The organism is Roseomonas mucosa ATCC BAA-692, assembly GCF_000622225.1.
Lineage (GTDB): Bacteria > Pseudomonadota > Alphaproteobacteria > Acetobacterales > Acetobacteraceae > Roseomonas > Roseomonas mucosa.
On sequence record NZ_JHWD01000003.1, the window covers coordinates 337,821 to 360,586 of the forward strand.

The following is a 22,766-nucleotide window of genomic DNA, read 5'->3' on the forward strand; positions in this document are numbered from 1 at the left end:
CGCTGGATCAGGGGCGCTGGATCAGCTCGATCTTGTAGCCGTCCGGGTCCTCGACGAAGGCGATGATGGTGGTGCCGTGCTTCACCGGCCCGGCCTCGCGCGTCACCTTGCCGCCGCCGTGGCGCACCTTCTCGCAGGCCGCGGCCACGTCGGGCACGCCCACGGCGAGATGGCCGAAGCCGGTGCCGATCTCGTACTTGTCCACGCCGTAGTTGTAGGTCAGCTCGATCTCGCCGCCATTCTCCTTGTTGCCCTCGCCATAGCCGAGGAAGGCGAGCGTGTACTGGCCGACGGGCACGTCGTTGCGGCGCAGCTCCTTCATGCCCAGCAGCTCGGTGTAGAACTTCACGCTGCGGTCGAGATCGCCGACGCGGATCATGGTGTGCAGGAAGCGTCCGGACATTCGGGGGTCTTTCTCCTCTATGGCGTTTCAGCGCCGGAGCGGGGGCCGCGTTTCAGCGTGCCCGGGACGTGGCGGGGCGGAAACCGCACCGGCATGTCCCGGCCCCGGAATCGGCGGGCACGGCGCCCACGCCAGGGCGGGCCGGGTCCCTAGCTGGCCCCGGCGCCGCCCGGGCGCAAGCCGCCGCCGGGCCACGCGGGCCGGTCAGCCGGTCACGCGTCCCTCCACCGGATAGGCCGGGTCGGTGTAGCCAGGGGTGGAGGGGTGCCCGGCCGGCACCAACCGGTCCACCAGCGCCTCGTCCTCCGCCGTGAAGCGATGGTTCAGCGCGCCGAGATACTCCTCCCACTGCGCCTCGGTGCGCGGCCCGGCGATGGGCGCGGTGACGAGGCGGTTGTGCAGCAGCCAGGCCATGGCGAACTGGCCGGGGGTGATGCCGCGCACCTGGGCGTGGCGCGCGATCTCCTGGGCGATCTCCAGGCTTTCGCGACGCCATTCAGTCTCCATCAGGCGCTTGTCGGCGCGTTCCGCCCGCGTGCCCGCCTCCGGCGCCGCATCGGGGCGGTACTTGCCGGTCAGCACGCCCCGCGCCAACGGGCTGTAGGGGGCGACGCCCAGGCCGAAATGGGCGCAGGCCGGCAGGTGCTCCACCTCCGCCATGCGATTCAGCGCGTTGTAGAGCGGCTGGCTGACCACGGGCCGGTCGATGCCCGCCGCGTCGCAAAGGCGGCAGATCTCCGCCAGCCGCCAGGAGCGGAAGTTGGAAACGCCGAAATGGCGGATCTTCCCGGCGCGCACGAGATCCGCCATGGCGCGCACCGTCTCCTCCAGCGGCGTCTCGTGGTCCTCCTTGTGCAGGTAGAGGATGTCGATTGCCTCCACGCCCAGGCGGCGCAGGCTGGCCTCGGCGGCCAGGATGCAGTGGCGGCGCGACAGGCCGCGGTCGTTGGGCCCCTGCCCCGTCGGGTTGGCGAGCTTGGTGGCCAGCACCCACCAGTCGCGCTCGCCATGGATCAGGCGGCCGGTGATCTCCTCGGAGCGGCCGGCATTGTAGACATCCGCCGTGTCGATGAAGTTGATCCCGGCCTCCCGCGCCCGGGCCACGATGCGCCCGGCGACATCCTCCTCCGCCGGGCCGCCGAACATCATGGTGCCGAGGCAGAGCGGCGAAACCTTCAGGCCGCTGCGACCGAGCCTGCGATACTCCATGGAAGTCCTCCACCCTTGTCGTGCCGCCGCGATCCTAGGGCGGGCGATCCGGAATGCCGACTCCTCCAGCCCCCGCGAACCTCGGACCGGCCTTCAAAATGCAACCATAAGTTGTTGTTAAAAATCAGGTTTCTCCCGCCATTCTTTCGGTTTCGATCTGGTCGCGTGCCGATTCTTTCCCGATAACCACTGCTCCACGAGGGTTATCGCTATGGCGACGAGCAGCTTCACTCCGACAGGGCCCACCTTGGCCGGCCCCCTGACGACGGACGACCGGTTGGTCGTCGAAGCGGGCCAGGCGCTCGACGTGACCGGCCTGGTGCTGGTCGGGGCTGTCTCGGATGCGGGGAGCCTGTCGGTTCCGGCCTCCTCGACCCTGGAAGTCGCCCGGAGTGGTGCGACGGAACAGAGCATCGACCTCTCGGGACGGATGGAGGTTGCGGGCACCGTCAGAGTGGACAACGGACAGGCCCTCGTCGCATCCCAGGGTGAGCTCGTTCTGGCCGGAGGCTATTTCGGCCCGCCCGTCATGGACGCGGGCTCGACGATCATGGTGCCGAGCTACGCCCAGAATCCTTCCATCAAGGTGGAGGGCCTGGTCCATGGCTATGGCGTCATGGGGGCCGGGCGCGAGTTCAGCCGCGGCCCGGCCCTGTACGGCACCATCGAGAACCTCGGGACGATCGTGGCGGATGCCCCCGGCCACCAGCTCTCCGTGGCCGCACGCACCTTCACCAACACCGGCGTGCTGGAGGCCGGGAGCGGCAGCACGCTTGACGTGCTCACCACCTCCTTCATGGGCGCGGGCACGCTGATCGTGCGCGATCATGGGCAGCTTCTGGCCGGCGCGGGCGTGAATCCGGACAGCCACATCATCCTCGACGGCCCCGACTCCCAGATGTCGGGGCATGTCTTCTTCATGGGCGCCCGCTTCACGCTCGAAGGCCACGACCAGATCGGGGTGAACGGCTACAACGGGGTGATCAACCGCTATGGCCTGACCCAGGTCGGCACCGCCGGCAGCCTGGAACTGCTGAACGGGCGCGACTTCCACTCGGTCAACACCATTGCCGACAACGGCAGCATCCTGCTCGGCGGGGGCGATTTCGATTCCGCCGGGCTGACCGTCGGTGCCACGGGCAGCTTCGCCGGGCATGGCAGCCTCGGCGGGACGGTGGTGAACAACGGCACCATCACCGCCCAGGGCGGGACGCTGGTGATCGACAGCGCCAGCCTCACCGGCACGGGCGGCTTCGCGATCCAGGCCGGGGCGGAGCTCAGCCTGGGCGACCGGGTGGCGGACAATGCGGCGGCGGGGATCGGCACGCTGGGCACGGATGTCGGCATCCGCTTCCTGGGCGCGACCGGCACGCTGAGCATCGAGGAGGCGGGCGATTTCCATGCCTCCGTCGCGGGCTTCGGCATCGGCAACCGCATCGACCTGATGAACGAGAGCATCGGCTTCGGCATGCTCAACGCCGATGGCACGGCGAGCCTCTATGGCAGCGGGGCGCAGGCGGGCGAGCTGGTCGCCGTCCTGTCGATGAAGGACCTGCGCTCCGGCCATTTCGTCACGGTCACCGGCGACGGCCATGGCGGCACGCTGGTCGGGCTGAGCGACAGCGATCCCGGCCTCGTGCACATGGTCCAGGGCGGCGCGGGCGACGACCGGCTAAGCCTGGACGGCCATGCGCTGAACCATGTCGATGGCGGCGGCGGCCACGACAGGCTGGTGCTGGGCGCCGTCGGGCTTCGCGGCAGCGAGGTCGCCATCCAGGCGGACGGCACCCTGCTGTTGCAGGCCGGCGGCGCGGCCGCCGTGCTGCGCGACGTGGAGGAGGTGCGCTTCGCCGATGGCCGCATGGTCTTCGACCTGCACGACCCGGCGGCGGAGGTCATGCGCCTCTATGGCGCGGCACTGGGGCGCTCGCCGGACCCGGCCGGGCTGAACCACTTCATCGATGCGCTGGACGGCGGGCAGAGCCTGGCCGGCATCGCCACCGGCTTCCTGAACAGCCGCGAATTCGCCATGCGCTACGGCAGCCTCGACGACACGGGGTTCGTCACCCGCCTCTACGGCAATGTCCTGGGCCGCGCGCCTGATGCCGAGGGGCTGTCCTTCCACATCACCAATCTCGCCCATGGCATGTCGCGCGAGGAGCTCCTGGTCAGCTTCTCGGAAAGCCAGGAGAACATCGCCCGCACCGCCCCGGTGGTGCAGGCGGGGATCTGGGATGCCGACGAGACCGCCATGCGGGTCGCCCGCCTCTACGACGCCACCTTCGGCCGCCACCCGGATGCGGGCGGGTTGCAGTTCTGGGCGGACCGCATCGAGAGCGGCGCCCTCGCGCTCGCCGGCGTCGCACGGGGCTTCGAGGGCAGCGCGGAATTCCAGGCGAGCTATGCCGGGCTGGACAATGCCGGCTTCGTCACCCGGCTCTACCAGAACGCCCTGCACCGGGCGCCGGACGCGGGCGGGCTCGCGAACTGGACGGCGAATCTCGACGCGCATGTCCTCAGCCGCGCCGAGGTGCTGCTCGCCTTCTCGGAAAGCGCGGAGCACCAGATGCTGACCGCGGACCTGACGGGCAGCACCTCCGGCCACGGCATCGCCTTCGCCTGATGGCCTCCGCCCGGCGGCTCTCGTCCGGGGCCGTCCGCGCGAGACCGGTCGCAGCGGCCGGTCCCACGATGGCGCTCAGGCGCGCCGGACGACCGGGAAGACCGGGCTGTCCATCGGTCCGCCCGGTTCCGGCGCGCCCGGCAGCGGCGGCGGCGACATGAAGCCGTTCCGCAGCACATAGGTCGCGTCGTCGCCCGTCCAGCGCGACGACACGGCGCGGCGCCGCGTCGGCAGGTGATTGCCCGGCGCGCCGTGCAGGGTGAGGCCCTGGAAGACCACGCAGTCGCCCGGCGCCAGGTCCCAGCCGAGCAGGCGGTTCTCCCGCTTCACCTGCTCCATGTCCGGCATGGTCTCGAACTCGTCGGTCGGATGGTCCTTCTGGTCGGCGAAGCGCTTCGGGCGGAACCAGCGGCCCCAGCGGTGCGAGCCGGCCACGTACTCCACCCCGGCCTCGCGCGGCACCGGCTCCAGCGCCATCCAGAGCGAGCAGACCTGGAAGCCGTCCACCGTCCAGTAGGGCTGGTCGTGGTGCCAGGGCGTCGGCTCCAGCGTGCCCGGTTCCTTCACCAGCACATGCTCGTGGAAGAGGTTCACCTTGCGCGAGCCCATCAGCCGCCCGACGATCTCCGCCGCCGGGGAATGGAACAGGAATTCCCGGTATTCCGGGATGCGCTGCCAGTTGCAGTAGTCGGCGAAGAACATGCCGGGCTTGCCCTCCGGGGTGTAGCGCTTCCCCATCGGCCCGGGCTCCTCCATGTTGCGCTCGATGCCGCGGTCCAGCATCGCCAGCCATTCCGGGCCGAAGGCGCCGCGGACGCGGACGGCGCCGTCCCTGTCGTAATCCGCGCGCAATGCGTCGAGCTGGGCCGCGAGGGCTTCCGGCAAGGTGGCGGTGGCAGACATGTCCTGTTTTCCTTCGGGGCTAGCCCGCCGCCCAGGCGACGCGGCCGAGATAGGTGGCGAGGAAGCGTCGCAGCCGCTCTTCCGCCGGATGGGTGAAGACCTCCTGCGCCGGCCCATCCACCAGCACCCGCCCGGCCTCCATGAACAGGGCGCGCGTGGCGACGGAGGCGATGAAGCCCATCTCGTGGCTGACCACGAGCATGGTCAGCCCGTCCTTCGCGAGGTCGCGGATCACGTCCAGCACCTCGGTGGTCAGCTCCGGGTCGAGGCTGGCCGTCGGTTCGTCGAAGAGCACGAGGCGCGGCCGCGAGGCCAGGGTGCGGGCGATGGCCACGCGCTGCTGCTGCCCGCCGGACAGGGTGGCGGGCTTGCGCCCGGCCTGCTGCGTCAGCCCCACCCGGGCCAGCATGCGCTGCGCGATCTCCCGCGCCTCGGCGCGCGGCATCTTCCGCGCCACGCGCAGCGGCATGGCCACGTTCTCCTCGGCGGAAAGGTGCGGCCAGAGGGCGAAGTTCTGGAAAACCATGCCGATGGCGCCGTCGCCGGGGCGGGCCTGCCTGCCCTCCACCGTCACGCGGCCCCCGCTCAGCGGGTCGAGCCCGGCGATGCAGCGCAGCAGCGAGGACTTGCCGGAGCCGGAGGGGCCGATGATGCCCAGCACCTCGCCCCGGGCCACGGAAAGGTCGATGTCGCGCAGGATCTCCACGTCGCCGACCCGGCGCTGGAGGTTCTCGACGCGCAGGAGCTCGCTCATTCCCCTCTCCCTCAGGCCGCCAGGAGCCGCGCGGTCACGCGTTCCGCGCGCCGTCCGGCCACGGCCATGATCTCCACCAGTGCCCAGTAGAAGACCGCCAGCACCGCCATGGCCGGGGCATAGGCGAAGGTGGCGCTGCCGACGCCGGTCACGCGGAAGGTGATCTCGGGCACGGTGATGATCGACAGGACGGCCGTTTCCTTCAGCAGGATCACGGTCAGGTTCACGATGGCGGGCAGCGCCGCCAGCGCCGCGCCCGGCAGCAGCACGCGCAGCACGGATTGCGCGCCGTTCAGCCCGGCCAGCCGCGCGGCCTCCATCTGGGCGGGCGGCACGGCGACGAAGCCGCCCCGGAAGACCTCGGAATAGTAGGCGCCGCCATAGACGGTCAGCGCCAGCATTCCGGCCAGGACGGGCGAGAGGTCCAGCCCGATGAAGGGGCCGCCGTAGTAGAGCAGGAAGGACTGCACCAGGAAGGGCGTGCCGCGCACCACCTCGACCAGCACCGCCAGCAGCCAGCCCAGCGGGCGCGGGCCGAGATGCCGGCCGCAGGCGACCAGCAGGCCGAGCACGAGGCCCAGCGCCGCGCCGCCCAGCCAGACCAGCAGCGTCAGCGGCAGCCCGTTCAGCGCCGCGACGAAGGATTGCTGCAGGACGTTCACGGGACGCGCCTCCGTGCCGAGCCGATGCCGAGCAGGACGAGGTTCAGCGCCAGGTAGAAGAGCCCGGCCAGGGCATAGGATTCCAGCGGCATGAAGGTGCTGGCGGCGATGGCCTGGGAGTTGCGCGTGATCTCCGAGATCCCCACCACCGAGACCAGGGCGGAAGCCTTGAGGATCATCGTCGCCTCTCCGACCAGGGCGGGGCGCATGGCGGCCAGCGCGATGGGCAGGCGGATGCGCAGGAAGGTCTGGCGCGGCGTCAGCCCGGCGAGCAGCGCGGCCTCCAGCGCCGGCCTCGGCACGGTGGAAAGCCCGCCGCGCAGGATCTCCCCCGCATAGGCGGCGCAGCAGAGGCCGAGCGTGCCCACCGCCGCCACCCAGGGCGAGAGGTGCAGGCCCAGGAAGGGCAGCGCGTAGTAGGAGAGCAGGAGCTGCACCAGCAGCGGCACGCCGCGGAAGAAGGAGACATAGAGGCGCGCGAAGAGCCGCGCCCCCGCCGAGCGGGCGGTGGCGGCGGCGGCGATCAGCGCGCCGAGCGAGAAGCCGATGGCGATGCCGGCCAGGGACACCAGGATGGTGTTTCCCGCCCCGCGCAGCAGGGCGGGCCAGGCCTCCGCCAGGAACGCGGCGTCCAAGCTGTCAGGCCGTCCGGGTCAGACGGCGGGGTCGGTCACGCGGGCCGGCACGTCGAAGCTCTGGCCGAACCACTTCTCCTGGATCTTCGCCAGCCGCCCGTCGCCGCGCATCTTGTCCAGCGCCGCGTCCACCGCGTCGAGCAGCGGCTTGCTGGCCTCGTCCTTGCGGCCGAGGAAGCCGAAATAGCTCTTGGCGCCGAAGGTGGGCAGGACCACGGCGAAGACGTTCGGGCGCTGCTTGGCGGTATAGGCGATGTTGGGCAGGGAGTTCCCCACGGCGACGATGCGCCCGGCGGCGAGGTCGGCATAGGCCTCCGAGAAGGAGACGTATTCCCGCACCTCCGTCTTGCCCGGCAGCTTGCCCACGAATTCCTGCGTCTGGGCGAGCTGCGAGGTCGCCTTGCCGGAGCCCACCGCCTTGCCCGCCACATCCTCGGGCTTGGTGATCCCCTTCTCGCCGGCGCGCTTCAGGAAGGCGACCGTGGCCTCCGCCACGGGGGCGGTGAAGCGGTAGCGTTCGGAGCGGGCCCTGGTGATGGTCGCGGGGCCGGCCACCATGTCGTAGTTCCCGGCATCCAGCCCCGGCAGCACGGATTCCCAGGGCAGGTCCTGGAACTCCACCTTCACGCCCAGCTCCTTGCCGATCTCGGCGAAGGTATCGGCGTTCAGCCCGACCTGCTTGCCGCCCTCGGTGAAGTCGAAGGGGGCGAAGTGGAATTCCGAGGCGACATGCAGCACGCCGGCGCTCTTCGCCTTGGCCAGCGCGTCCTGCGCCCGGGCGAGGCGCGGCGCCGCCAGGGTGAGGGCCGCCGCGGCGCCGAGCAGCGCCAGCGGGCGCCGCCCGATCGCGGCGACCCCACGGGCGAAAGCCGGGGACGGCCGGGTGGGAAGATCCGTCATGCCTCATCTCCATGCCGGGCCTCCATCATGCGGGCACGCGGGAACGCGCGCTCCTTTGCGGGGAGACCTCCGGGAATTCCAGACCGAGCCGTGCCGCGGCGTTCCCGCCGTCTTTCGGGATGCAGGTTGACCTGCCCTGCCCGCCTCGTAAAGCTCTGCGCCGGAAGCTTTCCGAGGGTATCCCCATGTCCGCCTCCGTCGCGCCGGCCACCCTGCCCATCATCGACATCGCCGGGCTGCGCGCGGGCCATCCGGGGGCGCTGGAACGCGCGGCGGCGGAGATCCACGCTGCCTGCACCGGCCCGGGCTTCTTCTACATCCGTGGCCACGGGGTGCATGAGGGCGTGATCGCCGCCGCGGTGGACGCCGCCCGCGCCTTCTTCGCCCTGCCGGAGGACACCAAGCGCCAGGTCGCCGCCAATCGGCTGCACCGCGGCTGGCACGCCATGGGCGGGGCGCTGATGGAGGGCGCGAGGCACACCGACCGGAAGGAGTTCTTCTCCATCGGGCTGGAACTGCCGGAAAGCGACGCGGCGGTACGGGCGGGCGAGCCGCTGCGCGGGCCGAACCAGTGGCCCGCCTTCGTGCCGGCCATGCAGCCGGCCTTCGCCGACTATTTCCGCGAGATCGGCCTCGCCGGGGCGGCGCTGCTGTCGGCCGTGGCGGCGAGCCTCGGCCTGCCGCCGGATTTCTTCGCCGCCTCCTACCGCAAGCCGCTGCAACGGACCCAGGCCATCTACTACCCGCCCCGGCCCGAGGGCGCGGGCGAGGACGAGTTCGGCGTGGCGCCGCACACGGATTTCGGCTGCCTGACCCTGCTGTGGCAGGATGGCAATGGCGGCCTCCAGGTGCGGGAGCGGCAGAGCGGCGGCTGGATCGACGCGCCGCCCCTGCCCGGCACGCTGGTGGTGAATGTGGGCGACCTGCTCGGGCGCTGGAGCAACGACCGCTTCGCCTCCACCCCGCACCGGGTGATCAACCGCTCGGGGCGGGAACGCTTCTCCATCGCCACCTTCTACGACCCGGATTTCGGCGCCATGGTCGATCCCCGCGCCCTGGGCGCCGCGGAAGGCGAGGCGCGCTACGAGCCGGTCACCGCCGGGCAGCATATCCTGAACCGCTTCGACCAGGCCTTCGGCTACCGCAAGCGCCTCGCCGCCGCCCAGGGCTGACGCCGGGGCCCGTCCGCGGCCCCGCCCGCCCTGCCCCCTCTTTCCACGCCGCGAAGGGACCCCCGCCCATGCCGGATTCCGCCGCCGAGAGCCACCGCTTCCGCAACGCCCCGGCCATCCGCGCCCCGCGCGGGCCGGAGATGAGCGCGCGCCACTGGACCACCGAGGCCGCGCTGCGGATGCTGATGAACAACCTCGACGACGAGGTGGCGGAGCGGCCGGAGGAGCTGGTCGTCTATGGCGGCATCGGCCGCGCCGCGCGGGACTGGCAGTGTTACGAGGCCATCGTGGCGACGCTGCGCCGGCTGACCGGGACACAGACCCTGCTGGTGCAGTCGGGCAAGCCGGTCGGGGTCTTCGAGACCCATGCCGATGCGCCGCGCGTGCTGATCGCCAATTCCAACATCGTGCCGCACTGGGCGAACTGGGAGCATTTCTCCGAGCTCGATCGCAAGGGGCTGATGATGTACGGCCAGATGACGGCCGGTTCCTGGATCTATATCGGCTCCCAGGGCATCGTGCAGGGCACCTACGAGACCTTTGCCGAGGCCGGGCGGCAGCATTTCGGCGGCAGCCTCGCGGGACGCTGGATCCTGACCGCCGGGCTCGGCGGCATGGGCGGGGCGCAGCCCCTGGCCGGGGTCTTCGCCGGGGCCTGCGTGCTGGCGGTGGAATGCCAGCCTTCCCGCATCGAGAAGCGATTGCAGACCCGCTACCTCGACGAGAAGGCCGACGATCTCGACACCGCGCTGGCGATGATCCGCAAGGCCCGCGACGAGAAGCGCGCCATCAGCGTCGGACTGCTCGGCAACGCGGCGGAGGTCTTCCCGGAACTGGTGCGGCGCGGCGTGGTGCCGGACATCGTCACCGACCAGACCTCGGCGCACGACCCGGCCAACGGCTACCTCCCCGCCGGCTGGACGCTGGACCAGTGGGAGCGCGGGCGGGAGCGCGACCTGCAATCCGTGGCCGCCGCCGCGAAGCGATCCATGGTCGCGCATGTGCAGGCGATGCTGGACTTCCAGCGCCTGGGCGCCGTCGTGATGGATTACGGCAACAACATCCGCCAGATGGCGCAGGACGAGGGGCTGGAAGGCGCCTTCGGCTTCCCGGGCTTCGTGCCCGCCTATATCCGCCCGCTCTTCTGCCGCGGAATCGGCCCTTTCCGCTGGGCGGCGCTGTCCGGCGATCCGGAGGACATCTACCGCACCGATGCCAAGGTGAAGGAGCTGATCCCCGACGACGCGCACCTGCACAACTGGCTCGACATGGCGCGGGAGCGGATCGCCTTCCAGGGCCTGCCCGCGCGCATCTGCTGGGTCGGGCTGGGGCAGCGGCACCGGCTCGGTCTCGCCTTCAACGATATGGTGGCGAAGGGCGAGCTGAAGGCCCCCGTGGTGATCGGCCGCGACCATCTCGATTCCGGCTCCGTCGCCTCGCCGAACCGGGAGACCGAGGCGATGCGCGACGGGTCCGGCACGGTGTCCGACTGGCCGCTGCTGAACGCCCTTCTCAACACCGCCTCCGGCGCCACATGGGTCTCCCTGCATCATGGAGGGGGAGTCGGCATGGGCTATTCGCAACATGCGGGGATGGTGATCGTGGCGGACGGCACGCCGGAGGCGGAACGGCGGCTGCGGCGGGTGCTGTGGAACGACCCCGCCACCGGCGTGATGCGCCATGCCGATGCGGGCTACGAGATCGCCATCGACTGCGCCCGGGAACAGGGGCTCGACCTCCCGATGCTCGCCGGAGGCCAGCCATGATCACGCCGGGACAGGCACCGCTCGACGCGCTGCGCGCCGTCATGGCGGGCGAGGCGCTGGAACTCCCCCCCGGCTGGGAGGGACCGATGCGCGCCTCCTGCGACGCGCTCGCCGCGCGGCTGGCGGCGGGGGACACGATGTATGGCGTGAACACCGGCTTCGGGAAGCTCGCCAGCACGCGGATCAGCGATCCCGATCTCGTGCAGCTCCAGCTCAACCTGATCCGCAGCCACGCGGCGGGGGTGGGCGAGCCGCTGCCGGACGCGGTGGTGCGGCTGGTGCTGGCGCTGAAGGCGCTCTCCCTGGCGCGCGGCGCATCGGCGGCGCAGCCCTCCACGGTGGAGGCGCTGCTGGCCCTGCTGAACGGCAACGTCCTGCCGGTGATCCCGGCGCGCGGCTCGGTCGGCGCCTCGGGCGACCTCGCCCCTCTCGCCCACCTGTCCCTGGTGCTGATCGGCGAGGGACAGGCCATGGAGCTCGGCGCCACCGTGCCCGGCGCCGTGGCGCTGAAGCGGCTGGGGCTGAAGCCGCTGGCCCTGGGCCCCAAGGAGGGGCTGGCGCTGCTCAACGGCACGCAGGTCTCCACCGCCCTGGCGCTCGCCGGCCATTTCGCGGCCGAGGATCTCTGGCGGACGGCGCTGGTCTCCGGCGCGCTCAGCACCGAGGGGGCGCGCGGCTCCGACACGCCCTTCGACCCGCGCATCCATGCGCTGCGCGGCCAGGAGGGGCAGATCCGCAGCGCCGCGATCCTGCGCGCGCTGATGGCCGGCAGCACCATCCGCGACAGCCACCGCGACAACGACCCGCGGGTGCAGGACCCCTATTCCCTGCGCTGCCAGCCCCAGGTGATGGGCGCCTGCCTCGACACGCTGGAGCACGTGGCGAAGGTGCTGGCGCGGGAGGCCAATGCCGTCACCGACAACCCGCTGGTGACGGAGGATGGCGACGTCCTGTCCGGCGGCAACTTCCATGCCGAGCCGGTGGCCTTCGCCGCCGACCACCTCGCCCTGGTGCTGGCCGAGATCGGCGCCCTGGCGGAGCGGCGCATCGCCCTGCTGGTCGATCCGGTGCTTTCCGGCCTGCCGGCCTTCCTGGTGAGGGAGGGCGGGCTGAATTCCGGCTTCATGATCGCCCAGGTGACGGCGGCGGCGCTGGTGGCGGAGAACCGCGCCCTGGCCACGCCGCGCAGCGTGGACAGCCTGCCCACCAGCGCCAACCAGGAGGACCATGTCAGCATGGCCACCGGAGCCGGGCTGCGCCTGGCGCAGATGGCGCGGAACCTGACCGACATCCTGGCCATCGAGCTGCTCTGCGGCGCCCAGGCGGTGGAGTTCCACCGGCCGCTGCAATCCTCGCCGGCGCTGGAGCGGGCGCATGCCCTGGTGCGCGGCGTGGCCGAGCCCTGGGAGCGGGACCGCCAGATGGCGCCCGACATCGCCGCCGTCTCGCGCCTGATCCAGAAGGGCGGCTTCGCGGGCCTCTGCCCCGCCGTGTGAGCGGGGGTCAGACCTGGGGACCGGCGCTTGCCCAGGGGGTCTTTTCCAGGAAGGCCTTGATCTCGCCGGCCGGGCGGGGCGGGCTGAACAGATAGCCCTGCCCTTCCTCGCAGCCCTGGCGCAGCAGCATCTCGTGCTGCTCCGGGGTTTCCACCCCTTCCGCCAGGGTGATCATGCCCAGGCTGGCGCCGAGGCTGGTCACCGCGCGCACGATGGCCGCACAGTCCTCGCGCCCACCCATGTCGCGGACGAAGGACTGGTCGATCTTCACCTTGTCGAAGGGGAATTTCCGCAGGTAGCTCAGCGAGGAATAGCCCGTGCCGAAATCGTCCAGCGCGATCCGTACGCCATGCCGGCGGATCTGGTGCAGGGCGGACAGCGTGTCCTGCGTATCCTCCAGCAGCACCGTCTCGGTCACTTCCAGCTCCAGCCGGTCCGGCCGCAGGCCCGACCGTTCCAGGGCGCCGAGGATCTGCTGCACCAGCACCTCCCCGGCGGCGAACTGGGTGGCCGACAGGTTCACCGCGATCTTCAGGTGCGCGGGCCAGGTCGCGGCCTGGCGGCAGGCTTCCTCCAGCACCCAGGCGCCGATCGGCACCATCAGCTCGCTCTGTTCGACGAAGGGCATGAACTCCGCCGGAGAGACCAGCCCGCGATGCGGATGGCGCCAGCGGATCAGCGCCTCGAAGCCGACCGCCTCGCCTGTGCAGAGGCGCAGGATCGGCTGGTAGAACAGCTCGAACTCCTGCCGCGCCAGGGCATGGTGCAGATCGGCTTCGAGCTGCCGCCGGGACTGCATGGCCCTCTCCATCTCAGGCTCGAAGAAACGGAAGCGCCCGCGCCCCTCCGCCTTCGCCTGGTAGAGGGCGAGGTCGGCCTTGCGCATCAGCGCGTCCTCGCCCTCCTCCTCGCCGGGCAGGAGCACCGCGATGCCCAGGCTGACCCCCACGCGCAGGGTTTCCCCGCCCAGGCGGCAGGGCAGGCTCAGCTCCGCGATCAGGCGCTCCGCCAGGGTGGCGGCATCCTCCGCACGCTCCAGCCCCGTCTGCAGCACGGCGAACTCGTCGCCGCCGAGCCGTGCCACCGTGTCGATGCTGCGCACGCAGCGCCGCAGCCTCGCCGTGGCCTCCCGCAGCACCGCGTCCCCGGTGGGATGGCCCAGCGTGTCGTTGATCTCCTTGAAATGGTCGAGGTCCAGATACAGCAGCGCGCAGCCCTCGCCGCGCCCGGCCCGTGCCACGGCGGCGCTCAGGCGCTCGCCGAAAAGGCTGCGGTTCGGCAGGTCGGTGAGCGCGTCGTGGCGCGCCATATGGGCGATCCGCGCCTCGGCGGAACGCCGGGCGGTCACGTCCTCCAGCGTGGCGATCCAGCCTCCGTCGGGCATCTGGCGCAGGTTGACCGACAGGAAGCGGCCATCCTCCAGCTCCCAGGAGAAGGCCCAGCGGCCGCGGCGAACCGCCCTGCCCTCCGCCGGCCCGCCCGGCTGCGGGTCCTTCCGGAGATGCGAGCGGAGATTCCGGAGATCCTGCCGGGTCAGGGCGCCACCGGCCAGGACGGCGGCAAGGAGGCTGGACACCGGATGCCCGATGGGGACAGTGCCGTCCTGCAGGCCCAGGATCGCCAGGAGGCGCTGGTTGGCCACCTGCAGGATGCGGGATGCATCCAGCATGCAGATGCCCTGCACGAGATTGTCCAGGGCGACGCCGAAGCGCATCGCCTGGAGGACGCGCTCATGCTCCGCCTGCTCGCGCTCCCGCAACAGCTCCAGCTCCGCGCGGCTCTCCGCCGCCTGGGCCCGGGCGATGCGGGCCTGGTTGAGCAGTTGCCGCCGCCCCAGCAGCGTCATGCCGAGTACGCCGGCCTCCAGCAGCAGCGCCGAGCCGAGGAGAAGCCATCGCTGCCGCCGCCATCCTTCGAGCAGGGCGTCGCGCGTGCGGCTGACGGCAATGACCAGGGGGTTGAGTTCCAGGGAGCGCAGGACAATGACGCGCGACATTCCGTCCATGCCGGTCTGCGCGCGCAGCGTCCTGGTCTCACCGGGTTTCGGCGCCTGCCCTATCCGTGCCCTCACGATGCTGTCCGCCCCTGCATCCAGCGGCGGGAAGCGCGAGAGCACCAGGCCGTCCAGGTGGATCAGGGTGATGGCCATGCCGGGCAATGTGGCCAGCTTGGCGTAGAAGCTCTCGAAATAGCTGAACGGCATGGCCACCAGCACGAAGCCCAGGAGATCCCCCTGGGCACCGAGGATGCGGCGGCCGATCCAGATCCGCCGGCGCATCCCCTCCGGGGTCCCGGGCGGATCGCCAATGATGCGGTCCTCCTCCTCCAAGGACAGCATGCTGGCGATCCAGTCCCGCGACAGGGGCGGCCGCGGCTGGTCCGCTCCCCCCACGCCCAGGACGGCACGGCCCGAGCGGTCATAGACACCGATGGTCTCGATCTGCGGGAGGCCGGCGACCCAGTCCTTGAGGCGCCGCCTCAGCTCCGGCGCGACACTGGCACGCGCGAGGTCATCCACATTCTCCACGCCGCGCTCGCGCAGGCCATCGGTGATGCTCAGGTTGATCAGTTCGATCGACTGGAAGGCCCGGTCCGCCTGATCCGACAGCGCCAGGGCCAAACGCTCCAGATCCTGCGTCCCGGCGACGAGGGTGCGCTCGCGCAGATCCTGCAGGAGGAGGAAGGTGCCGGCCGCGATGGCCAGCGCCAACGCCAGGCTCCCTGCCAGCAGGAATGCCGCGGAACGGGAGATCCCGTTCCGGTCCTGCCAGGCACAGCGATTCATCGGCGTTTCCCCCCACATCGGGAAGGCGGCCGGCCATCGCAGGTTGTGAAGGCCTCGCGCTGCCCGATGAAGCGCCCCCGAGAGATGTGAGGAGCGCCCCCAGCAAACTCCCTTGTCAGGAAAGATGCCACCGAAAGTTGCATTTCAGCCCATGTCTGGCACCGAAATTCCATCGCATCAACCTGCGCGCCAGCACCGTCTCCGAGGGCCGCCCGCTACAGGACGGTGCCGGCCTCCGGCGCGGTCAGGGCGGAAAGCACGCCGGTGCGGAAGGTCCAGACCGCCTCGTGCATGGCGCGGGCAGCATCGGCCGCGCGCCCTTCCAGCACGGCCAGAAGGAGGTTCTCGGCAACCGGCGTGTCGGAACCGGCCTGCCCCGGTCGGAGCAGCATCATGCGGCGTGATTCGTCCAGCAGGCGGCCGATCTGATGGGACAGGCGCTCGTTTCCGGAGAGACCCGCGACACGCCGGTGGAAATCATGCCGCGCCTCCAGCCTCTCGACGAGACTCGCCGCCGCCATGGAGCGTTGCCTTGCCTCGGCCAAGGCCGTGTCGCCCGAAGCCACGCGCCCGGCCGCGCGCCGCGCCGCCTCGGGCTCCAGCAGAAGGCGCAGGTCGAAGACCTCGTGGATGTCGCGGATGGTCACCAGCGACACCACCCAGCCACGACGTGGCACGGCGTCGACCAGCCCTTCCTCCGCCAGTCGGGCCAGCGCGGCCCGGATCGGCGCCTTGCCGAGGCCGAGGCGCTGCGCCGTGCTGCCTTCCGCCAGGGTCTCGCCGGGGCGCAGGCGGCAGTCGATGATCTCTCCGCGCAGCCGGTCCATGGCCTGCCGGGTCAGCGAGGCATTCGGCATGTCCGGGGCGGATTCTGTCATGGCGCTGCCTCTCCAACTGACATGTCAGATGAGGATTATCCCGGTTTCCGCCGCGTGCCACAAGAAGGCGGTGGGCCGAGCAAGGAACCGCACGCAAAAAACCCCCGGCACCACGGGCGCCGGGGGTCTTTCGGTCCAGAAGGACGAAATCAGTTGTCCTTGAGCACGACCGCCTGACGGCCACGCTGCCCGTCACGGACCTCCAGCGCGACCTTCTGGCCCTGCTGGACATCCTGGACGCCGGCGCGCTGCAGCACGGAGGAGTGCAGGAACACGTCCTGGCCACCATCGTCCGGCGTCACGAAGCCGAAGCCGCGCACCTGGTCGAACCACTTGACGGTGCCGCCGACGGCGTAGGTCGGGCCACCCTCGTCGCGGCCGAAGTCACGGCGCGGCGGCGGACGGTCGCCGAAGTTGCCACGCGGCGGGCCGCCACGGTCGCCGAAGCCACCGCCGCCGAAGCCGCCACGGTCGCCGAAGTCACGGCGCGGCGGACGGTCGCCGAAGCCACCGCGATCGCCGAAGCCGCCACGCGGCGGGCCACGGTCGCCGAAGCCGCCGCCGAAGCCGCCACGGTCGCCGAAGTCACGGCGGGGCGGACGGTCGCCGAAGTCGCGGCGGGGGGGACGGTCGCCGAAGCCGCCGCCGGCATGGCCGCCGGGGCCCTTCTTCAGCTCGGTGATGCGGGTCACCAGGCGGCGTCCCTGGCGGTCCGTGCCGATCTCGCAAACCAGCTTGTCGCCCGTCTCGGGGGGCTCGATGCCGGCTTCGGTCAGGGCCGATGCGTGGAAGAAAACGTCCTGGCCATCGGGGCCAAGCACAAAGCCGAAGCCTTTACGCCCGTTATACCACTTCACCTCGGCCTCGACGGCGCCGGTGCCACCCTGGGGGTCGTTGTCGGGAAACACTGTCTCTTTCGCCTACGCAACTTCCACGGCCCGACGGAATGCAGGACCGGTGCGATGATGGTCGCACGCACTCATGCGGAAATCTAGCCGAAACGACAAAACGCGGGGTAAAGACATGCAATTTTACGCTGCGGATGCTCCGCCGCCAGCCAGGGTGCCGGACGGCTCCCCGGCGTCTCGTGCGGCGGTCCGTCTCCCGGGGCTTTCCGCAAGCGGCCGCGCAGGGCTTCAGCCGGCGTCCAGCACGGCCCGCCTGGCCATCACCGTGACGAGATGCGCCCGGTACTCCGCTCCGCCGTGGATGTCGCTGAGCAGGTCGTCCGGCGGCTGGCGAATCCCCGCCACCGCTTCCGGACTCCAGCCCGCGGCCAGGGCCGCCTCCATCTCCGCCTGCCGGAAGACGCCAGGGCCAGCGCCGTTCACCACCACGCGCACCCCCGCCGGTCCTTTCGCCACGAAGACTCCGGTCAGCACATAGCGCGAGGCCGGGTTGCGCATCTTCGCGTAGCCGGCCTTTTCCGGCACCGGGAAGCGCAGGGCGACGACCAGCTCGTCCGGCTCCAGCGCCGTGGTGAACATGCCCTGGAAGAACTCGTCGGCCCCGATCTCCCGTCGGTCGGTCACGAAGCGGGCGCCCAGCGCCAGGGCGGCGGCCGGATAGTCGGCGGCCGGGTCGTTGTTCGCCAGGCTGCCGCCGATGGTGCCGCGGTTGCGGACCTGCGTGTCGCCCAGATGGCCCGCCATGCGCGCCAGGGCGGGAATCGCCTGCCGCACCACGTCGCTGTCCTGGATGTCCGCATGGCGCGACAGGGCGCCGACGACCAGCGTGTCGCCCTCCCGGCGGATGCCCTTCATCTCGGCGATGCCGGTGAGGTCCACCAGCGAGGAAGGCCGGTTCAGCCGGTGCTTCAGCGCCGGCAGCAGGGTCTGGCCGCCCGAGAGCGCCTTGGCCTCCGGATCGGCCAGGAGCTTCACCGCTTCGGCGAGGGAGGAAGGCTTGTGATAGGCGAAATCGTACATGGTGCCCTCCCCTTACTCGGCCGCCGGGGCAAGGGCCGGCTTGCGGCCGTGCATCACCTGCTGCGCCGCGTCGATCGCCGCCACGATGTTATGATAGCCCGTGCAGCGGCAGAGATTGCCCTCCAGCCCGTGCCGGATCTCCACCTCGGACAGCCCCTCGGGATGGCGCTTCACCAGGTCGATGGCCGACATCACCATGCCCGGCGTGCAGAAGCCGCACTGGAGCGCGTGATGCTCGCGGAAGGCCTCCTGCATCGGATGCAGCGTGCCGTCCGGCCCGGCCAGCCCCTCGATGGTGGTGACCTCGCTGCCCTGCGCCTGCACGGCCAGCACGGTGCAGGACTTCACGCTCTCGCCATCCACATGCACCACGCAGGCGCCGCACTGGCTGGTGTCGCAGCCGACATGGGTGCCGGTCAGGCGCAGCTTCTCGCGCAGCAGCTCCACCAGCAGGGTGCGGCCCTCGACCTCCACCGTATGCGCCGTGCCGTTCACGTTCAGTGACACCTGAGGCATCGCACCCCTCCCCATCCCTGCTGCGTCGGATCAATAGTCGCCATCGGCGATGGCCGGCGAAGATCCCGGCTTTCCGGCAAGAGTCCGGCCCCTGGCGGCCCACGTCAAGCAGGGCATTGATTGAGAGCGATTCTCAGATGAGCGCCGCACCGGCCTGCGCCGTCTGGGAATGGCGGGGCGGGAACGGAAAACGGGCGGAAGAGCCACGGGCCCTCCCCCCGCCGCATCGCGCGCCGGAGCCGCGGGGCCCCGGCCCGGCGTCAGGCTTCAGACATAGGCCGGCACGTTGCGGGCCAGCGGGTTCTGCTCCTCCGGCAGGTCGTGCAGGTGGCAGGCCGCGAAATGCCCGCTCTCCGTCGGCTTCAGCCGCGGCTCGTCGGTGCGGCAGCGGTCGAAGACATAGGGGCAGCGCGTGTGGAAGCGGCAGCCGGAGGGCGGGTTGATCGGGCTCGGCACGTCGCCCTTCAGCACGATGCGCTTGCGCCCGGCACCCGGTTCCGGCACCGGCACGGCGGAAAGCAGCGCCTCCGTATAGGGGTGCTTCGGCGCGGCGAAGAGCTGCCGGCGCGGCGCCACCTCCACCATCTTGCCCAGGTACATGACCGCCACGCGGTGCGTCATGTGCTCGACGATGGCGAGGTCGTGGCTGATGAAGAGCAGCGCCAGGCCGAGCTCCTTCTGCAGGTCCTGCAGCAGGTTCACGATCTGCGCCTTCACCGACACGTCCAAGGCCGAGACCGCCTCGTCGCAGATGATGAGGTCGGGTTCCGCCGCCAGGGCGCGGGCGATGCCGATTCGCTGCCGTTGCCCGCCGGAGAATTCGTGCGGCCAGCGGTTGATGGCGTCGCGCGGCAGGCGGACCGTGTCCATCAGCCTGTAGAGCCGCTTCTCCAGGTCGTCGCCGCTCTTGGCCATGCCGAAGTTGCGGATCGGCTCGGCCAGGATGTCGCGCACCCGCATGCGCGGGTTCAGCGAGGAGAAGGGGTCCTGGAAGACCACCTGCATCCGCCGCCGCATCTTCCGCAGCGTGCCGAGCGGCATGTCGTCGATGCGCTGTCCATCCAGGACCACCTGCCCCTCGGTGATGTCGAAGAGACGCAGGATGGCCTTGCCGACGGTGGACTTGCCGCAGCCGGATTCACCTACGACGGAAAGTGTCTCGCCCCGGTTCACCGAGAAGGAGACACCGTCCACGGCATAGACATAGCCCTTCACCCCGCCGAGCAGGCCGCCGCGGATGGGGTAGTGCTTCTTGAGGTCGATGACCTCCAGGACCGGCGTGCCGCTCATGCCGCGAGCGCCTCCTTCTCCGCATAGTGGCAGGCCGCGAGATGGCCGGGCGCCTTCAGCTCCAGCGCCGGGGCCACCTTGCGGCAGAAATCCGTGGCGTAGGAGCAGCGGCCGGCGAAGACGCAGCCCTGGATCTTCTGCTTCAGGCTGGGCACCAGGCCGGGGATCTCGGCCAGCCGCTCCGTCTCGCCCGTCAGGGAGGAGCCGAGCTTCGGCACGGCGCCGAGCAGGCCCTGGGTGTAGGGATGCTTGGGCGCGCGGAACAGCTCGCCCACCTCCGCCTCCTCCACCTTGCGGCCGGCATACATGACGATCACCCGCTCCGCGACCTCGGCCACCACGCCCAGGTCATGGGTGATCAGCACGATGGCCGCGCCGACCCGGTGCTTCAGGTCGCGCATCAGGTCGAGGATCTGCGCCTGGATGGTCACGTCGAGCGCGGTGGTCGGCTCGTCGGCGATCAGCAGCTTCGGATTGCAGGCCAGCGCCATGGCGATCATGACGCGCTGGCGCATGCCGCCGGAGAGCTGGTGCGGGTACTCCTTCACCCGCCGCTCCGGCGCCGGGATGCCGACCAGCTTCAGCATCTCGATGGCGCGCGCCTCCGCCTGCCTGCGGTTCATGCCCTGGTGCAGGCGCAGGCTTTCGCCGATCTGCTTGCCGATGGTCAGCACCGGGTTCAGCGAGGTCATCGGCTCCTGGAAGATCATGCTGATCTCGTTGCCACGGATGGCGCGCATCTCGTGGTCCTGGAGCTTCAGCAGGTCCTTGCCCTCGAAGCGGACGGAGCCGGCGATCCGGCCCGGCGGCTCGGGGATGAGCCGCAGGATGGACATGGAGGTGACCGACTTGCCGCAGCCGGACTCGCCCACGATCGCCACCGTCTCGCCGGCATTGACGTGGAAGCTCAGCCCGTCGACGGCGCGGTTCACGCCGCCGTCGGGGGTGCGGAAATGGGTCTGGAGGTTCTCGACTTCGAGCAGGGCCATGTCAGGTCAGATCCTCTTGGCCGCGCGCGGGTCGAGCGCGTCGCGCAGGCCGTCGCCCAGCAGGTTCACCGCCAGCACGGAGATGGACAGAAACAGGGCCGGGAAGAAGACGATATAGGGCTTCACCTGCCAGAGGGCGCGGCCCTCGGCCATGATGTTGCCCCAGGACGGGATGATCGGCGGCGTGCCGGCGCCGATAAAGGACAGGCTCGCCTCGATCAGCATGGCGGCGGCGCAGATATAGGTCGCCTGCACGGTCATGGGCGCGATGGTGTTGGGCAGGATGTGGCGCCAGATGATCACCGGCGTGCGGGTGCCCGAGGCGACGGCCGCGTCCACATAGGGCTGCTCGCGCAGCGAAAGCACCACGCCGCGCACGAGGCGCGAGACGCGCGGGATCTCGGCGATGGTGATGGCCAGCACCACGTTGCCGACCGAGCCGCGGCTGAGCGCCATCAGCGCGATGGCCAGCAGGATCGAGGGGATGGACATCAGCCCGTCCATCACCCGCATGATGATGCTGTCCGCCCAGCGCACGAAGCCGGCGAAGAGGCCGATGGCCAGGCCGATCACCGAGGCGAAGAAGGCCGTCGCGAAGCCCACGATCAGCGAGACGCGGGTGCCGTAGAGCACGCGCGAATAGACGTCGCGCCCCAGCATGTCGGTGCCGAACCAGTACATGGCCGAGGGCTCGCGCGTGCGGCGCGCCGGAGCCAGGGCGGTCGGGTCCACCGTCCAGAGATAGGGGGCGAAGACGGCGACGAAGACCAGCAGGGCGAGCAGGAAGCCGCCCAGGGCGATGGTTGGGTAGCGCCGGATGAAGCCGATCGCGCCCTTGCGGACCTTGGCGACCGGCATGACGTCCGGCATCGGCGGCGCGGCCGCGGTGCTCCGCGGCTCGAGGACGGAGGTGCTCAATAGCGGATCCTCGGATCGAACAGGGTGTAGAGCAGGTCGATGCAGAGATTGACCAGCACGTAGGTGAAGGAGAAGAGCAGCACGACGCCCTGGATGATCGGGTAGTCGCGGCGCAGGATCGCATCCACCGTCAGGCGGCCGAGGCCGGGTATGGCGAAGACGCTCTCGGTGATCACCGCGCCGCCGATCAGCAGGGCGATGCCCAGGCCGATCACCGTCACGATGGGCACGGCGGCGTTCTTCAGCGCGTGCAGGAACAGGATGCCCGTCTGGCCGACGCCCTTGGCGCGGGCGGTGCGGACGTAGTCCTGCTGCAGCACCTCCATCATCGTGGCGCGGGTGATGCGGGCGATCAGCGCGATATAGGCGCTGCCCAGCGCCAGGGACGGCAGGATCAGGTTGGCGAACCAGGGGCCGATGCCCTGGGACAGCGGCGTGTAGCCCTGCACCGGCACCCAATCCAGGCGCAGCGCGAAGAAGTAGGCGAGCAGGTAGCCCACCACGAAGGTCGGCACCGAGAAGCCCAGCACCGCGAAGCCCATCACGAAGCGGTCGATCCAGGACCCTGCCTTCCAGGCCGCGACCACGCCCATCGGCACGGCGATGGTGATGGCGATCAGCAGCGTCAGCACCATCAGCGACAGCGTCGGCTCGATGCGCTGCGCGATCATCGTGCTGACCGGCAGGTTGGTGAAGATCGAGGTGCCGAGGTCACCCTGGATGATGTGCCAGGCCCATTCGCCGAAGCGCACCAGGAAGGGGCGGTCCAGGCCGAGCGTGGCACGGATGCGCTCCACATCGGCAGGCGTCGCCTGGTCGCCGGCGATCACCGCGGCCGGATCGCCCGGCGCGAAGTAGAGCAGCGAGAAGACGAAGAGCGCGACGATCACCATCACGGGGATCGTCGCCACGATTCGACGGAGGATGTACGAGAACATG

Annotated in this window: 20 protein-coding genes; 4 read left to right on the forward strand and 16 right to left on the reverse strand. The window is 70.6% G+C overall.

Going from position 1 to position 22,766, the window contains the following annotated elements; all coding sequences use genetic code 11:
* Positions 1 to 7 precede the first annotated feature (7 nt).
* Positions 8 to 403 (reverse strand): lactoylglutathione lyase, encoded by a 396-nt coding sequence (gene gloA, locus BT98_RS0106440; RefSeq protein ID WP_019460668.1) that lies wholly within the window; start codon positions 401 to 403, stop codon positions 8 to 10.
* Positions 404 to 607: 204 nt separating this feature from the next.
* Positions 608 to 1,612 carry an aldo/keto reductase gene (locus tag BT98_RS0106445; RefSeq protein ID WP_019460667.1) on the reverse strand — a complete coding sequence of 335 codons (1,005 nt, stop codon included), beginning with the start codon at positions 1,610 to 1,612 and terminating at the stop codon, positions 608 to 610.
* A 277-nt stretch (positions 1,613 to 1,889) separates the two neighbouring features.
* Here BT98_RS0106445 and BT98_RS0106450 point away from each other — a divergent pair, with 277 nt between their 5' ends.
* Positions 1,890 to 4,235 (forward strand): DUF4214 domain-containing protein, encoded by a 2,346-nt coding sequence (locus tag BT98_RS0106450; protein WP_019460666.1) that lies wholly within the window; start codon positions 1,890 to 1,892, stop codon positions 4,233 to 4,235.
* A gap of 75 nt (positions 4,236 to 4,310) precedes the next feature.
* Here the strand turns inward: BT98_RS0106450 and BT98_RS0106455 are convergent, their stop codons facing one another.
* From BT98_RS0106455 to BT98_RS0106475, 5 genes are read right to left on the reverse strand one after another with little or no spacing between them, the layout of a single operon-like run.
* Positions 4,311 to 5,138: a phytanoyl-CoA dioxygenase family protein gene (locus BT98_RS0106455; RefSeq protein ID WP_019460665.1), complete on the reverse strand. Its 828-nt coding sequence runs from the start codon at positions 5,136 to 5,138 to the stop codon at positions 4,311 to 4,313.
* Positions 5,139 to 5,157: 19 nt separating this feature from the next.
* Entirely contained in the window at positions 5,158 to 5,892 is a 735-nt protein-coding gene (locus BT98_RS0106460) for an amino acid ABC transporter ATP-binding protein (protein WP_019460664.1), read from the reverse strand.
* Between the two features lie 11 nt (positions 5,893 to 5,903).
* Positions 5,904 to 6,554 carry an amino acid ABC transporter permease gene (locus tag BT98_RS0106465; RefSeq protein ID WP_019460663.1) on the reverse strand — a complete coding sequence of 217 codons (651 nt, stop codon included), beginning with the start codon at positions 6,552 to 6,554 and terminating at the stop codon, positions 5,904 to 5,906.
* Positions 6,551 to 7,189 carry an amino acid ABC transporter permease gene (locus tag BT98_RS0106470; RefSeq protein ID WP_019460662.1) on the reverse strand — a complete coding sequence of 213 codons (639 nt, stop codon included), beginning with the start codon at positions 7,187 to 7,189 and terminating at the stop codon, positions 6,551 to 6,553. The genes BT98_RS0106465 and BT98_RS0106470 overlap by 4 nt, the downstream gene beginning before the upstream one ends.
* Before the next feature lie 18 nt (positions 7,190 to 7,207).
* Positions 7,208 to 8,089, reverse strand: a complete 882-nt coding sequence (locus BT98_RS0106475) for a transporter substrate-binding domain-containing protein (protein ID WP_019460661.1) — start codon at positions 8,087 to 8,089, stop codon at positions 7,208 to 7,210.
* A gap of 185 nt (positions 8,090 to 8,274) precedes the next feature.
* Here BT98_RS0106475 and BT98_RS0106480 point away from each other — a divergent pair, with 185 nt between their 5' ends.
* The 3 genes from BT98_RS0106480 to hutH all read left to right on the forward strand — a co-directional run bounded on the left by BT98_RS0106480 (position 8,275) and on the right by hutH (position 12,523).
* On the forward strand, positions 8,275 to 9,261 hold the full coding sequence (locus BT98_RS0106480) for an isopenicillin N synthase family dioxygenase (RefSeq protein WP_019460660.1): 987 nt from the start codon (positions 8,275 to 8,277) through the stop codon (positions 9,259 to 9,261).
* Positions 9,262 to 9,329: 68 nt separating this feature from the next.
* Complete coding sequence (gene hutU, locus BT98_RS0106485; RefSeq protein WP_019460659.1) at positions 9,330 to 11,027, forward strand: urocanate hydratase; 1,698 nt, start codon at positions 9,330 to 9,332, stop codon at positions 11,025 to 11,027.
* On the forward strand, positions 11,024 to 12,523 hold the full coding sequence (gene hutH / locus BT98_RS0106490; RefSeq protein ID WP_019460658.1) for a histidine ammonia-lyase: 1,500 nt from the start codon (positions 11,024 to 11,026) through the stop codon (positions 12,521 to 12,523). The genes hutU and hutH overlap by 4 nt, the downstream gene beginning before the upstream one ends.
* Before the next feature lie 7 nt (positions 12,524 to 12,530).
* Here hutH and BT98_RS23455 read toward each other — a convergent pair whose 3' ends face one another.
* From BT98_RS23455 to BT98_RS0106535, 9 genes are all read right to left on the reverse strand, one after another.
* On the reverse strand, positions 12,531 to 15,308 hold the full coding sequence (locus tag BT98_RS23455; RefSeq protein ID WP_019460657.1) for a bifunctional diguanylate cyclase/phosphodiesterase: 2,778 nt from the start codon (positions 15,306 to 15,308) through the stop codon (positions 12,531 to 12,533).
* Between the two features lie 215 nt (positions 15,309 to 15,523).
* Positions 15,524 to 16,186 (reverse strand): GntR family transcriptional regulator, encoded by a 663-nt coding sequence (locus BT98_RS0106500; RefSeq protein ID WP_026033110.1) that lies wholly within the window; start codon positions 16,184 to 16,186, stop codon positions 15,524 to 15,526.
* A 149-nt stretch (positions 16,187 to 16,335) separates the two neighbouring features.
* Positions 16,336 to 17,094 (reverse strand): cold-shock protein, encoded by a 759-nt coding sequence (locus tag BT98_RS0106505; protein WP_026033109.1) that lies wholly within the window; start codon positions 17,092 to 17,094, stop codon positions 16,336 to 16,338.
* Positions 17,095 to 17,322: 228 nt separating this feature from the next.
* Positions 17,323 to 18,114, reverse strand: a complete 792-nt coding sequence (locus BT98_RS0106510) for an FAD binding domain-containing protein (protein ID WP_019460655.1) — start codon at positions 18,112 to 18,114, stop codon at positions 17,323 to 17,325.
* Between the two features lie 12 nt (positions 18,115 to 18,126).
* Positions 18,127 to 18,630 (reverse strand): (2Fe-2S)-binding protein, encoded by a 504-nt coding sequence (locus BT98_RS0106515; protein WP_019460654.1) that lies wholly within the window; start codon positions 18,628 to 18,630, stop codon positions 18,127 to 18,129.
* Positions 18,631 to 18,897: 267 nt separating this feature from the next.
* Positions 18,898 to 19,920 carry an ABC transporter ATP-binding protein gene (locus BT98_RS0106520; RefSeq protein ID WP_019460653.1) on the reverse strand — a complete coding sequence of 341 codons (1,023 nt, stop codon included), beginning with the start codon at positions 19,918 to 19,920 and terminating at the stop codon, positions 18,898 to 18,900.
* Positions 19,917 to 20,909 carry an ABC transporter ATP-binding protein gene (locus BT98_RS0106525; protein ID WP_019460652.1) on the reverse strand — a complete coding sequence of 331 codons (993 nt, stop codon included), beginning with the start codon at positions 20,907 to 20,909 and terminating at the stop codon, positions 19,917 to 19,919. The genes BT98_RS0106520 and BT98_RS0106525 overlap by 4 nt, the downstream gene beginning before the upstream one ends.
* 6 nt (positions 20,910 to 20,915) lie before the next feature.
* The gene (locus tag BT98_RS0106530; RefSeq protein WP_019460651.1) at positions 20,916 to 21,827 is read right to left on the reverse strand and encodes an ABC transporter permease; all 912 of its coding nucleotides are present in this window, start codon (positions 21,825 to 21,827) and stop codon (positions 20,916 to 20,918) included.
* The gene (locus BT98_RS0106535; RefSeq protein ID WP_019460650.1) at positions 21,824 to 22,765 is read right to left on the reverse strand and encodes an ABC transporter permease; all 942 of its coding nucleotides are present in this window, start codon (positions 22,763 to 22,765) and stop codon (positions 21,824 to 21,826) included. Before BT98_RS0106535 ends, BT98_RS0106530 begins: the two co-directional genes overlap by 4 nt.
* Between the last annotated feature and the right edge of the window lies 1 nt (position 22,766).